Origin of the sequence: Paenibacillus pectinilyticus (assembly GCF_001700435.1) — a bacterium.
Taxonomy (GTDB): domain Bacteria; phylum Bacillota; class Bacilli; order Paenibacillales; family NBRC-103111; genus Paenibacillus_E; species Paenibacillus_E pectinilyticus.
Genome location: NZ_LYPC01000022.1, coordinates 105,669 through 117,975, shown reverse-complemented (window position 1 = coordinate 117,975; position 12,307 = coordinate 105,669). Strand labels below are relative to the sequence as shown.

General features: G+C 43.0%; 15 protein-coding genes, 1 pseudogene and 1 other annotated feature. Of the genes and pseudogenes, 6 read left to right on the top strand and 10 right to left on the bottom strand.

Features of this window, described 5'->3' with window-relative positions:
- The first annotated feature begins 4 nt into the window (after window positions 1-4).
- Window positions 5-352 carry a hypothetical protein gene (locus A8709_RS34140; protein WP_141692567.1) on the top strand — a complete coding sequence of 116 codons (348 nt, stop codon included), beginning with the start codon at window positions 5-7 and terminating at the stop codon, window positions 350-352.
- A gap of 774 nt (window positions 353-1,126) precedes the next feature.
- The gene (locus tag A8709_RS16840; RefSeq protein WP_065853530.1) at window positions 1,127-1,345 is read left to right on the top strand and encodes a hypothetical protein; all 219 of its coding nucleotides are present in this window, start codon (window positions 1,127-1,129) and stop codon (window positions 1,343-1,345) included.
- Window positions 1,346-1,406: 61 nt separating this feature from the next.
- Here the strand turns inward: A8709_RS16840 and A8709_RS16835 are convergent, their stop codons facing one another.
- The 5 genes from A8709_RS16835 to A8709_RS16815 form a co-directional block, all read right to left on the bottom strand.
- Window positions 1,407-1,859 carry a DUF3888 domain-containing protein gene (locus A8709_RS16835; protein ID WP_244163225.1) on the bottom strand — a complete coding sequence of 151 codons (453 nt, stop codon included), beginning with the start codon at window positions 1,857-1,859 and terminating at the stop codon, window positions 1,407-1,409.
- A gap of 59 nt (window positions 1,860-1,918) precedes the next feature.
- Window positions 1,919-2,203, bottom strand: a complete 285-nt coding sequence (locus A8709_RS16830; RefSeq protein ID WP_065853529.1) for a chorismate mutase — start codon at window positions 2,201-2,203, stop codon at window positions 1,919-1,921.
- 28 nt (window positions 2,204-2,231) lie between these two features.
- A complete protein-coding gene (locus A8709_RS16825; protein WP_065853528.1) occupies window positions 2,232-2,966 on the bottom strand; it encodes an MBL fold metallo-hydrolase in 735 nt (244 codons plus the stop codon).
- Window positions 2,967-3,079: 113 nt separating this feature from the next.
- The gene (locus A8709_RS16820) at window positions 3,080-4,096 is read right to left on the bottom strand and encodes a Gfo/Idh/MocA family protein (protein ID WP_065853527.1); all 1,017 of its coding nucleotides are present in this window, start codon (window positions 4,094-4,096) and stop codon (window positions 3,080-3,082) included.
- Window positions 4,097-4,260: 164 nt separating this feature from the next.
- On the bottom strand, window positions 4,261-4,911 hold the full coding sequence (locus A8709_RS16815) for a class I SAM-dependent methyltransferase (RefSeq protein WP_065853526.1): 651 nt from the start codon (window positions 4,909-4,911) through the stop codon (window positions 4,261-4,263).
- Between the two features lie 211 nt (window positions 4,912-5,122).
- Between A8709_RS16815 and A8709_RS34605 the strand changes: the two genes are divergently transcribed.
- Entirely contained in the window at window positions 5,123-5,296 is a 174-nt protein-coding gene (locus A8709_RS34605; RefSeq protein WP_167357105.1) for a hypothetical protein, read from the top strand.
- Between the two features lie 95 nt (window positions 5,297-5,391).
- Complete coding sequence (locus A8709_RS16810; RefSeq protein WP_065853525.1) at window positions 5,392-5,703, top strand: hypothetical protein; 312 nt, start codon at window positions 5,392-5,394, stop codon at window positions 5,701-5,703.
- A gap of 83 nt (window positions 5,704-5,786) precedes the next feature.
- On the opposite strand, the gene A8709_RS16805 is transcribed toward A8709_RS16810, so the two are convergent.
- Complete coding sequence (locus A8709_RS16805; protein ID WP_065853524.1) at window positions 5,787-6,182, bottom strand: MerR family transcriptional regulator; 396 nt, start codon at window positions 6,180-6,182, stop codon at window positions 5,787-5,789.
- A gap of 138 nt (window positions 6,183-6,320) precedes the next feature.
- Between A8709_RS16805 and A8709_RS16800 the strand changes: the two genes are divergently transcribed.
- Window positions 6,321-7,304, top strand: a complete 984-nt coding sequence (locus A8709_RS16800) for an aldo/keto reductase (protein ID WP_065853523.1) — start codon at window positions 6,321-6,323, stop codon at window positions 7,302-7,304.
- 108 nt (window positions 7,305-7,412) lie between these two features.
- Here the strand turns inward: A8709_RS16800 and argS are convergent, their stop codons facing one another.
- The 3 genes from argS to A8709_RS33740 all read right to left on the bottom strand — a co-directional run bounded on the left by argS (window position 7,413) and on the right by A8709_RS33740 (window position 11,638).
- Entirely contained in the window at window positions 7,413-9,128 is a 1,716-nt protein-coding gene (gene argS / locus A8709_RS16795) for an arginine--tRNA ligase (RefSeq protein ID WP_065853522.1), read from the bottom strand.
- 50 nt (window positions 9,129-9,178) lie between these two features.
- Window positions 9,179-9,397 (bottom strand) — a binding site (T-box leader).
- A gap of 131 nt (window positions 9,398-9,528) precedes the next feature.
- Complete coding sequence (locus A8709_RS16790) at window positions 9,529-11,394, bottom strand: hypothetical protein (protein ID WP_065853521.1); 1,866 nt, start codon at window positions 11,392-11,394, stop codon at window positions 9,529-9,531.
- Window positions 11,395-11,443: 49 nt separating this feature from the next.
- Window positions 11,444-11,638, bottom strand: coding sequence for an Lrp/AsnC ligand binding domain-containing protein (locus A8709_RS33740; RefSeq protein ID WP_244163248.1), 195 nt, complete (start codon window positions 11,636-11,638; stop codon window positions 11,444-11,446).
- A gap of 25 nt (window positions 11,639-11,663) precedes the next feature.
- On the opposite strand from A8709_RS33740, the pseudogene A8709_RS35700 reads away from it, so the two are divergent.
- Window positions 11,664-11,795: pseudogene (locus tag A8709_RS35700) on the top strand (VOC family protein); the annotation flags it as partial.
- Window positions 11,796-11,921: 126 nt separating this feature from the next.
- Here A8709_RS35700 and A8709_RS16785 read toward each other — a convergent pair.
- A complete protein-coding gene (locus A8709_RS16785) occupies window positions 11,922-12,230 on the bottom strand; it encodes a hypothetical protein (RefSeq protein WP_065853520.1) in 309 nt (102 codons plus the stop codon).
- Between the last annotated feature and the right edge of the window lie 77 nt (window positions 12,231-12,307).

The following is a 12,307-nucleotide window of genomic DNA, read 5'->3' as shown; positions in this document are numbered from 1 at the left end:
GTCGATGAAATCGACTTGCACGGGAGAAGCGGGTTCGAGAGCGGGGTGTAAGTCGATGAAATCGACTTGCACGGGAGAATCGAGACCGGAGGCGCGGCGTAAGTCGATGAAATCGACTTGCACAGGGGAATCGGACTCGAGGGCGGGGTGTAAGTCAATGAAATCGACTTGCACGGGAGAATCGAGACCGGAGGCGGCGCGTAAGTCGATGAAATCGACTTGCACGGAAGAATCGAGACCGGAGGCGCGGCGTAAGTCGATGAAATCGATTTGCACGGAAGAATCGAGACCGGAGGCGCAGCGTATGTCGATGAAATCGACTTGCACGGAAGAAATCGGGCTCGATTACTAAACTTAAGTAATTTAACTCTTCTATTCCTATAGATGCAAGCCATTCATCTATGATTAAATCGGAAAAACCGCTTATCTCTTAAGTAATCAGGCCATTCCGCTGTGAGTTAATCGGTAAATCCGTTTATCTCTTAAGTACTCATGCCTTTTTGCTGCGAGTTAATCGAAAAAACCGATTATCTTCTCAGTAATCAGGCCATTAGGCTGCTAGTTAATCGGAAAAACCGATTATCTCCTTAGTAATCAGCCCTTTCACCTGCTAGTTAATCGGAAAATCCGTTTATCTCTTAAGTAATCAAGCCTTTCAGCTGTGAGTTAATCGGAAAATCCGTTTATCTCTTAAGTAATCTAGCCATTCTGCTATGAGTTAATCGGAAAATCCGTTTATCTCTTAAGTAATCTAGCCTTTCAGCTGTGAGTTAATCGGAAAATCCGTTTAGCTCTTAAGTAATCTAGCCATTCTGCTGCGAGTTAATCGGAAATTCCGTTTAGCTCCTAAGTAATCGACTTAGCCGGAAAATCCGCTTAATTTCTGCGGAATCATTCCTTTCAGTTGGGCTTCATGTTTTGTCCTTCATGTTTCATGTTTCATGTTTCATGTTTCATGTTTTCAGTTTCATGTTTCGTACTTTATGATTAATACTTTTCTCTTCATCTTTTGTACGCAAAGCATAGGCTCATGATTCGCATTTCTTACCTTGCTTTGAATATACTGGAGTAATACTCGTACACAAGCTGATCGCAATTGAACGATCCGAAGGAGAGGTCAACACTGATGCGCAAAACTTTAAAATCTGATGGGGATCTATTCACCGCCGCGTTATCTCAAACCACGGTTTCCGTGTGGCAACCTGATGAGAATGGGATGTACACGGAAGTCGATCGCGGCATCATCGAAGAGTACACACAAAGCTCTGTTCGACTAAGTACAATAACGGATGAAATTGCTTTTTATTTTCGCGACGATGGGACGTTGTTTCGTGCTGAGGTGTAGGTAGTTGAGGATGAGTCAGAATGGATTAGTTGAACCAATCATCTTAGGAATAATCCCTATTCTATCTTAATAAGTCTTGATAATTAGGCGGAAATTTCTTTTTCTCAGGACCTTTTACATGTTCGAATTTAATAAGTTTCACCTTAGGACCTGGGCTAATCTCAAACGTAAACAGATCCTCACCAACTGGAATATGTGGCCCTAATGTAGGCGTAGCATGCAGCGTAATCCGAAATTCATACCCTCGAAATCCATTGACTCTTTCCACCTTTGTAACATCCACATAATAGGGGTATAATCCCGGCGATTCCTTCAACGTGGAGACATATACCTCAGCCAATTTCTGCTCCATCAACGGTAGTAGGAATAAGACAAGCATATCTTGATTTTGTAATTCTCGTGAGTCTGCAACCTGCGTTTGAGGTGAATAACTCTCAGCATTAACTCTTGGTGTATGCCATACAAAGAGTAAGGTGACACTTACTACTGCAGCAATAATTTTTAGACTTCTCAATGTAAAATCGCCCCTTTTAGACAACGCGTTATCGTTACGTTTTCCAAATGGGGCATTATTCATGAATTGATCGCAAGTAACACTTCATGTCGAGAGATAACAAGATCAATCAAACATCTATAAATTTCTGTTGTATATTCAGGATTAATCCCATTCTTCTCTGAAAGCTGGACAATCTTCTGAAACTGTTGCTTCTCTCGATTCGGGTCCTGTGCAACCAGTTGATTCGACGCTTTATACAAGCCAACTTCTTCAGTTAGTCTAAACCTCTCCGCTAATAAAGCGATGATTTGCTGATCCACTTCATCTATTCCAATTCTAAGTTCATCTAGTTTGGTTATCATATGTGCCTCCAAGAATATTTGAAATGAGTTATAATTCCACTAATTGTCCAAACTCAGCTAACATCACTTTCCCAGAAAACATCGTCTCAGCTTCTTGCTTTAACAATTGAATGTCTCCGAAATGTGGTAAATGGGAAAGCATTAATGACTTCACCTCAGCCTTAGCAGCAAGCCTGCCAGCTTCAATGGATGTCATATGTCCATACTGACTCGCATTGAATTCCGCATAAAAGGAAGCTTCGGTAATCAGTAAATCGGCACCTTGAATATGTGGGATTAATGACTCATCATAACGCGTATCTGCCGTGTAGACAAGCACTTTATTGTCGGCTTCAACCCTCACGCCTAAGCAATAGGCATCATGATTTGTTTGGAAAAAAGTAAGTTGAATGCCACCCTCGAGCGTGACGGTATCACTTTTGTTTATCCCCTTTGCAACCGTTCCCTGTATGGACGGAATTGTCCACTTCTTATTTTTTGTCTCAGACAGTAATAGTCTCAATGGCTTCTCTCTTCGTTTCAAATCCATATCAATCAAGCAAGCATATTGAAGGCAGCCCAAATCCGCCATATGATCGAAATGTTGGTGTGACAGAAAAACCGTCGTTAATTCACTTATCTCAAGATATTGTTGAACAGCAGCCAAAACACCGCTGCCACAATCGAGTAGTATGCGATGTTCACCAATTTCTAAAAGATAACCGGCCGTTGCCTCTCCTGCTTTCGGATATGCGCCCCATCTGCCCAGAACTGTTATTTTCATTTGATTACCTCCCCCATTTAGTCCAACAATCCGCCTCTTAAAATCAAATCAGACCACCGCATCAGCTGCACATTTGCAACCTCTGCGGCAGTCCATTCTCTAAATTTGGGCTATTAGCTATAACGAATCCGTTGTCCTGATCTCGATGATTCATAAACATCCATGACTAGGTTAAATGCTTTGAAACCCTCGGGACCATCCAACTCATATTTGCGGCCGTTCTGAATGTGGGTATAGAAATCAGCAATTTGCTTGCTGTGACTGATTCCCCAATACGACTTCACGCCTAAGTTATTAGCTTCTGGCGAGGTTAACAAGGTCTGCACACCATCGATCACTTGATACAAGGTATCACCAGCAAGCACAAGCTTTCCTTTTTCGAAAACGAGTTCGATCTCCGGTGGAGAATTCACCCCATAAGCATTCGTCGCATAAAAGACGGCTGTTGCTCCATTGTGATAAGTGAGATGAGCATGTACCGTATCCTCCACCTCAATGATTCCCTCGAGCGAATCGTTCGACATCGTCCCTTTAATCGAGGTGACTTCGCCACCTAGCCATTGAAGCAAATCCAAGGTATGGATGGACTGATTAATGAGAACACCGCCGCCTTCCGTGGCCCATTTCCCCTTCCACTCCGTTTGGTAATAGGAAGCGTCTCGGCACCACGTCACGATACCTTTCAAGCATAGCAAGTTTCCGAGCTCACCCGATTGAACGGCTTTTTTCATGATTTGAGAGGCTGGGTTATATCGATTTTGGAAAATGACACCAAGCTGCACCTGCGTATGTTCCTCTGCTGCTTTTAACATCGTCAGTGCCGCGTCCTTCGTCTCAGCCATAGGCTTCTCTGTCAGCACGTGCTTGCCAGCCTTCAGGGCATCAACCGCCATTGGGGCATGTTGGTAATGCGCGGTGCATATATGTACAACATCTATATCAGGATTGTTCAGCATTTCCCGATAATCCGTATAGTAGCGACATTGATACGTCTCCGCAGTCTTTGCTGCCAACTCGGCGTTCGTGTCAACAACTGCGATTAAGGTAACTGATGGAATTTCTGAAATGGCTTTCAAATGTACGCTGGAAATCGCTCCGCAACCAATGAGTGCAATACCAAGTTGTTTCATGGGAATCCCCTTTTCTTCTCACATGTGATTGAAGTGTATGAACATCTTTCGTTACTATACTAGGTTCGCTTATCTAGCCCCAAATCCTTTACCTGTTTGCATGCGGAAATTGACTACTTTTTGCTTTTTCATGACTATTTCATTTTTCGGCAGATCAACTCATCTTATCCGTTCGCATCTGTTTTCTTCGGCTTCAAAGCAACTTCCCATAACATTTTTTTGTTCGTATAGCGGTCCATTTCATATTCTTCTGCAAAGATGTATTGCCAATCCTTCTCTTCAAAAAATCGTTCAATTTCGCCGCGATCAAAAAATCTCCGATAGATGCCTTGATTTTCTAATAAATAGGCCTCATGACTAGGCGTACTCTCACCTTTATTGGCGATTTCGTTGATGGAATTCAACCTGCACAGCAGCACGCCGTCTTTGTTCAAAACGCGGTGAATATCTCGGATAACGTCATTCGTTGTACGCTCGTCAAAATAATGGAGACTCAGATCAGCAATCAGCACATCGACAGTATGATCGCCAAATGGAAGACCTTGCGTCATATCCAAGCAATGCACTTCGATTTCTGGCATAAACGTGTTCAATTTCTTAATCGCCTTTTCAGAAATGTCGCACGCAATCGGAGAAAATCCTCTCTCCACCAAATATTTCGTATTATTCCCGACGCCACAACCCAAATCTACAATAAGGCTCGTAACACCTTTTATAAAATAAGCATCCACATATTTATCGAGCCAGTTATCGTATCTAAGCGTAAGGTCCGTCCGTTGATAAGATTCATTCCAGTATTGTTCCAGAGATTTCATGCTGCACGTATGCTCCTTTATGGAAGTGTTAACTTCCCTTCATTTAGTTGTTGGATTATCCCCATATAAAGTTTCAGTCACCTTCGACAAAAGCTGCGCATTTGACAGCTACATTGTGACAACCTTTTTTACAAGATGCTTTTATAATAAAGATAGATTACTAGGTTCATCTCTTTATACATGTATGTACACATTCGGGAGGATGATTGACATGGACGAGCAGTTTATCAAAAGATTACACACACTTAATCGTCGCGATTCTCTGAGGTCTTTGCTGCTTATCGAAGGTGTACGACTTACGCTAAGACGTAAGAAACAAGTTAGTTTATTCAAAAAGATCTTTCATCGCAAGAAACAAACCATCACAGCCAAAGGATGGAAATAATATAGCTGGATGAGCAGAACGGTATATTCTCGCATAAAAGCTGCTTTTATAGTAAAATATGAACTCAGCTAGTCATTATGAATACGGGGTGCCGCATGTCCATCAGTTTCACCAAATCAATCGTCAATCAGCTTCAGAAAGAAATCGCTGACATCGAACTCAAATTGAACACCGATAAGAAGAAAAAAGAAAAAGCACAAGCTAAAATAATCCAAGTCCAGCGGGATATGAAATTAAGTCAATCGCACAGCGATTTAAGTAGTAAGCTTTCGCGAATTAATAAGCTAAACGAGGAAATCAAAACCGTCGATCGCCTCCAAAGAGATCTCTCAAAGCAATTATTAGCGAAGAAAGCCTCGCTGAAACAGAATTTAGCGAAAGAATCAAAACAAAGTGAAGATCAATAACTAATCTTCTAGTTAAGGTTTTCAGTGAGATCAAGCACTCGTCCCCTTCCGGACAAGTGCTTTTTATATTCCCTCATAGCGGACTATTCACTTCGAGCAGGCTCTAGGTGATGCGCGAATTCATGCTGATCTCCTTTTTCATACAGCGCGATTTTGAGATCGATAATGTTCAAGTTTTTCCTCATTTCATCCATCTGCTTTGCCACTTCTCTCCGATGTTCAACCAGCATCTTCTTGCGGTCGTCCACCTTCGTTTCGCCAACCATACATAAATCAACGTACTGTTTGATATGCTTAATAGGCATGCCTGTATTTTTTAAACAGCAAATGATTTTGATAAGTCCCAGACTTTGCTCTGTAAATTCGCGATTCCCCGACTTATTTCGTGAAATAAAGGGAAGCAGCCCTTCTTTATCATAATAGCGGAGTGTATGAACGGATAAATCACAGATTACGGCGACTTCGTTAATGGTGTACATCAATGTCCCTCTTTTCAAAGAATAAAAAGTTTACTTGACTTCGATCTAACTCTAATTGATATCATCATGATATACCTCCTAGTAGGCATGTTCAAGTATGTGTGATACGACTCTAAATTTGAAAGGTGTGTTGGTTGGATGAAAAGAACATTGGGTCAAAACGGTTTGGAGGTTTCACCTATTGGTCTCGGGTGTATGGGGATGTCTGATTTTTATAGTGGACGAGATGAGCAAGAATCGATTCGCACGATCCACCGCGCGTTAGAGCTTGGGGTCACCTTTTTAGATACAGCAGATATGTACGGTGTTGGGAAAAATGAGGAACTCGTTGGTAAAGCGATCGCTGGGAAACGAGATCAAGTAGTAGTTGCTACCAAATTCGGCAACGTTCGTGGGCCTAACGGTGAATTCTTAGGGATTAACGGACGACCTGATTATGTAAAAGCAGCCTGCGAAGCAAGTTTGACGCGACTTGGTGTCGATCATATCGACTTGTACTACCAGCATCGTGTAGATGTGAACACGCCGATTGAAGAAACGGTTGGTGCCATGGCAGATCTTGTTCGCGAGGGAAAAGTTCGCTATTTAGGCTTATCCGAAGCCGGTGCATCAACGATTCGTCGTGCTTCTGCCATTCATCCAATTGCAGCACTTCAAACGGAATATTCACTCTGGAGTCGTGATGTTGAGGACGAGATTCTTCCTGTTTGTCGTGAGCTTGGCATCGGTTTCGTTCCTTATAGTCCCTTAGGAAGAGGATTCTTAACTGGCCAAATTCAGAAATTCGAAGATCTAGCCGCGGACGATTTCCGTCGTTTTCTTCCCCGCTTTCAAGGTGACAATTTCACCAAAAATCTTGAATTGGTTCAACATATCCAAGTCATGGCTCAGCAAAAAGGTTGTGAACCTGCTCAGTTAGCACTCGCTTGGCTGCTTGCTCAAGGGGATGATATTGTTCCGATTCCAGGCACGAAGAAGATTTCGTATTTGGAGCAAAACGTGGGTGCCCTGGACGTTCACCTAACTCCAGATGAATTGAAGCAAATCAATGAGATTGCACCAAAAGGTGCAGCTGTCGGTGATCGCTATTCCGAGCAAAGCATGAAGAGTTTAAGTCTGTAAGTGTGTATGTTGTTAGTTAACATGTATGGATCTGGGCGGCTTATATGGCCGCCTTTTTCCATGCATACGCCCTTGGAATTTAATTAATGACATTAATCTTTTATATCATTAAATTTCATCAGGCGCTTGTAAACCAATCAACTTTAAGCCATTACGCAACGTGGTTTGCACACAGCTTACTAGTGCTAAACGAGCTTCTCTAATTTGTTTCTCCTCGAGAAGGATGTAGCAAGCATGATAAAAGCGATTAAACGCTTGTGCCAGATCAATCAGATAACGGGCTATCACAGATGGCTCCAGCTTCAGCATGGCTTGTTCTACACGTTCTATAAATAGATAGAGTTGTTTAAGAACCTCTATGGCTTCGGTACTTGCCAAATGGGTCCACTCGAGATCATGTTCGTTGGCCAAGTTCAATGGTCCATAAGTAGCGAGTGCTTTACTCCATACACTGCATGTTCTTGCATAGGTGTACTGCACGTAAGGACCCGTTTCACCTTCGAAATTAAGCGCACTGTCCCAAGAAAAATCAATATCTTTGATGCGATTACTGCTCAAATCATTAAAAATGACAGCTCCAACGCCAACTTGCTCAGCTGCTTGCTTTTTATCAACCAAATCTGGATTTCTCGCTTCGATAATTTCTAATGTCTTCTGGATTGCTTGCTGCAATAAGTCCTCCAGCTTAATCACATTCCCCTTACGCGTGGATAAGCTTGCGCCCTCAATACTCACACGGCCGAACGCAACATGCTCAAGCTTGTCTGCCCATTCATATCCCATTAGCTCCACCACTTTGAACCATTGTTGAAAATGCAAGTTTTGCGCGTAGTCCGTCACATAAATGGCCTTAGCAAAGTCATAGGTTTCGGCTCTATACATCGCTGCTGTAAGATCGCGAGTATGGTACAGGGAGCTTCCATCCTTCTTGAGCATCAGGGCTGGTGCCATGCCATAATCATCCAATCGCACTAACCAAGCACCCTCATCTTCTTCTAAAAGTTGCTTTGATTTAAGCTCCTCTATGATCGGTTCCATTTTATCATTGTAAAAGCTTTCACCCGTAAAGGCGTCAAATTGAACGCCTAATAACTTGTAAATCTTTTGAAATTCGGCGATGCTAATTTCGACGAACCATCTCCACAAGGTAAGCGCGGATTCGTCGCCTTGCTCCATTTTCGTAAACCACGCACGCGCTTGATCCTCCAATGTGGGGTCTTGCTCAGCTTCCTCATGAAATTTCACATAAAGATGTAGAAGTTCGTCAATCGCTCCTTTCGTGACAGCCTCCTCGTTTCCCCACAGTTGGTAGGCTACAATCAACCTCCCGAACTGCGTCCCCCAATCCCCTAAGTGATTGATCCCCACACATTTGTATCCCAGAAAAGCATGGATCTGATAGAGTGCATTCCCAATTACCGTAGATCTCAGATGAGCGACATGGAACGGTTTGGCGATGTTCGGCGATGAGAAGTCGATGACTACGGTGCTTCCTTGCCCTATTTCCTGTGAACCATAACGATCACCGGTCGTTAGAATTTCGCTAACCAGCGTTTTAGCAAAACGCTCCTTCTTTAGAAAAATATTCAGATAACCTGCGACCGACTCCGAATAGTCGATTTCTTCATCTTGGAGAGCAAACTTTAGCTCATCGGCGATCAGTTGAGGTGATTTTCTAAGTGGTTTGCTTAGACGAAAACAGGGTAAACTCAGATCCCCCTTCTCTGGATCAGAAGGATATTCCATTAGCGCAGCTATCTCCTGAGCTTCAAAACCCGTGAGCAACGTAGCAATCTTCGATGCAATATGTTGCTTATAATTCATCAATGCGGCCAACTCCTTTTTTCTGAAAATACAAAAAGCCCCCGTCTCTACTAAGAGACGAGAGCTATAAATTCCCGCGGTACCACTCTAAGTGTTAAACATCTTGTTTAACCCCTCTGCTTCGTAACGGTCGACTGACCGGATTTACCTACTTATTTTCGGCAAACCATTTCCTGGGTCCGTTTCATTCGTAACATCCGTACCGGCTTCCACTGACCCGGCTCGCTGCGACTGTCTGTTCGAATTACTATCCCATTCATCAATATTTCGATATGATTTTTGACTACTTTACTAAGGAATTATCGAATTGTCAAGTCTTATTGCAGTTGAAACTCCCAAGGTCCGCGGATGACGATGTGGGCTTCTTTGATGCAATTCGGTGTTATATTCCACTCTCCTTCTAATCCAACACATGTATAGACAGCAACTTACCATCTTTCTTAGATTCTGAATAAGTAATTGGAATCATGCCGTCCGGGAACGGTACCTCGAACCGGTATACACCGATATTTTCATCGCTTTTATCCACGATTTCTTGGCTTACATAGCTGCCTTGTACGCCAGCTTTGCTCAGCAACTCCAGGGTCAACGGCAAAGTCGCACCATGATAGCGGTGATGCAAGTTGTCCGTCCATGTCAGATCATCCCAGTCGGGAGCAGTTACGTTGACACCAGCCTGTCGCATCGTCTCTAGCAGTTTGACAACCATGCGTCCATCGCCTTCTTGCATAGCACAAGCAAGCGCTAAGTAAGCACGGTTTATCGTCGTTATGTCATTCGTTTTGTTTTTGGCAACGAGTATGTCGAAAACATTGCCTGCATTCTGATCTGTGGTGAACCAGTACGCATGAAAATCCATAGGATTCACTGGGCTTGTTCCGGGGATCAAATACTTTCCATCATCCGAAACTCGAAATACTCGTGAGACATCAAATCGCGATGGATATTGCAAGGCAAATATGTGACTACCATCTCCGCTAACCATGATTTGAATAGACAATGGCTCACGGGGGCGCTTTCCTCCTGGCAGAATTGATGCAGATCCATTCATACTGGAATAGTAGGTACTGCCATTATTAGCAGACTGACGGACAAGTCGATACATGACCTGGCTCTTATGTAAGCCTGACTGCACGTCAATACGGGTTGAATTCCCTTGCATGATGCGAATCTCCTCATCCATCTGCCATGTAATGTCAGCTATACCGCGCAGTTCATCTGGCTTCTCTTCTCCAGTCATGACTGGAAGTTTTATGGAAATGCTGTAATCTTTCGACTGCCACTCGTAAGCCGTATAGGCCTGCTTTGATGCATAGAAGACATCGGAGAAATTCGTATTGTACGAAATCCCGTCGATACGACTTTTATCACCTATGTCAAGTAGGCTTAAAAACCGGCCAGAAGCTACAAACATACCCGCGCCAATGAGTACTGGCACCAGCAGCATAATAAACACGTTAACCATCCCACGTGTGCGAGCTTCCCCGAATGGTTGATCCGATACCTGTTTACCGTCAAGTGTTGTTAACTTCCCTGCTAGCTTTCGCAGGAGCTCACCAATCAGATAAGTTCCAATACAGGAATATGCTAGCAACGGTACGGCATATCCCCAAGGAGGTGACAGTGACCGAAATAGGCTAATTACGAGCGTGCATAGCATTGCAAACAGCGCAAGCGGCAGCAATGTGCCGAAACAACGGCGAAACATGCGTGGCGCCTTCGATAAGGCATCACTAAAGGTCATATCTTGGAGGACCATCAAGTATGGCGTAAGCGAGTAAAAAAGTATGGCAATCATAAGTAAAAGGCCGACTGGGATAAAGACTTTTGCGAATAAAACAATGAAAATGCCTGTTACGCTTTGAAAAATAGACCATGCAAGCATCCCACCGAAATATTTACGCCCATTTGTGAGTAAAGAAACTGTCGTATGGCTCAGAATCCATCCTTTCAGACCGCCTAGATACATACCTCTCACAAAACTCTGCAACCCCAAGACTGCCAGTGATACAAGAACTGCTTCGATTCCCCAAGCCTGATCCCATGTCTGAAGATAGGTGTATGGGATTTTCAAGTCCGTAAGCGATGGCATATATAAGGGAATAGTCGCCAGAAATCCGCCAGTCTGCACAGCAGTACCCGATGAAGTTAACGATGACGGAGAATAAGGAAAGATGGAAAATCCAAAGTAAATCCCCATTCCGACTATAACAGTCATTAACACTTCAAACACTATTACCAAAACAATCAAACGTGTATAGGCCATTCTTACCTCCTTCAATATCCAGATCACATATCTATTTGCACCTTTTAGTTTAGAGTAACACCCTGTTTTCCACTATATTTTTCAAACTAATATGCGATTTAGAGGGTCCGAACTTTAATAGGGAATCTTGAAATTCAGCTAGTTCTTCAATGGATCTGGTTTGTACCTTAATCAAATAATTATATTCACCACTGATGCGAAATAAATCAGTTACTTCCCTCGCTTTTTCACAAAAATTGGTGATTTCGCGGCAATGTTCTGTTTTTATCTTTATAGAACCAGATTATCTTTCACTCGGAGAGCCTCCACTTCGAATACGGAACGCGATCATTCATAGTCCCAACGGGGAAATTATTGAATTTATTGAAGATGTTGATTTTGATGTCTCTTCGATAATGTAAGTCCTAAATCCGCAGGCATTCACAGATAAGCACTCGCCGAGTGCTTATTTCGTTTTTCCAGGACCGAACAAAAAAATAACTACCGAATCTTCGGTAGTCAGCCCAAATCACATTCCTTTACCCCAACTACCCTTCATCAACATCCGCCCACAGCTCACCTGCAACCTCAATTAGCTTGGGAATCACGGCGTCGTTGGAGCCGGAAACATAAATATCTCCTTGATAATGCCGAAAAGGGATTTCGGAACCTAGATAATGCCACATGAAAAAATCGCCCTCAATCGACATTGTCGTAGCCCCTTTTACCGTATAAACAGTTGAGTAAGTAAAGTCGGCTTTGGAGGCGAAGTATTGTTTGCACTCCTCTAGCGATATCGTTTGCGACGGATTATCATTCCCTTGAAATGATCTAGTGATGCGATAGCGTTTACTCATTGTGATTCCTCCATTTATCTTTGCGTTACTCCTAATTTCAATGAAATATGACATGACCAACTTATCATACCATTTTT

Coding starts and splice junctions, on each gene's coding strand:
- A8709_RS16830 (WP_065853529.1), bottom strand. CDS start 2,203: ATGATAACCAAACTAGATGAACTTAGAATTGGAATAGATGAAGTGGAT.
- A8709_RS16800 (WP_065853523.1), top strand. CDS start 6,321: ATGAAAAGAACATTGGGTCAAAACGGTTTGGAGGTTTCACCTATTGGT.
- A8709_RS16820 (WP_065853527.1), bottom strand. CDS start 4,096: ATGAAACAACTTGGTATTGCACTCATTGGTTGCGGAGCGATTTCCAGC.
- A8709_RS34605 (WP_167357105.1), top strand. CDS start 5,123: ATGGACGAGCAGTTTATCAAAAGATTACACACACTTAATCGTCGCGAT.
- A8709_RS34140 (WP_141692567.1), top strand. CDS start 5: ATGAAATCGACTTGCACGGGAGAAGCGGGTTCGAGAGCGGGGTGTAAG.
- argS (WP_065853522.1), bottom strand. CDS start 9,128: ATGAATTATAAGCAACATATTGCATCGAAGATTGCTACGTTGCTCACG.
- A8709_RS16785 (WP_065853520.1), bottom strand. CDS start 12,230: ATGAGTAAACGCTATCGCATCACTAGATCATTTCAAGGGAATGATAAT.
- A8709_RS16840 (WP_065853530.1), top strand. CDS start 1,127: ATGCGCAAAACTTTAAAATCTGATGGGGATCTATTCACCGCCGCGTTA.
- A8709_RS16815 (WP_065853526.1), bottom strand. CDS start 4,911: ATGAAATCTCTGGAACAATACTGGAATGAATCTTATCAACGGACGGAC.
- A8709_RS16805 (WP_065853524.1), bottom strand. CDS start 6,182: ATGTACACCATTAACGAAGTCGCCGTAATCTGTGATTTATCCGTTCAT.
- A8709_RS16810 (WP_065853525.1), top strand. CDS start 5,392: ATGTCCATCAGTTTCACCAAATCAATCGTCAATCAGCTTCAGAAAGAA.
- A8709_RS16790 (WP_065853521.1), bottom strand. CDS start 11,394: ATGGCCTATACACGTTTGATTGTTTTGGTAATAGTGTTTGAAGTGTTA.
- A8709_RS16825 (WP_065853528.1), bottom strand. CDS start 2,966: ATGAAAATAACAGTTCTGGGCAGATGGGGCGCATATCCGAAAGCAGGA.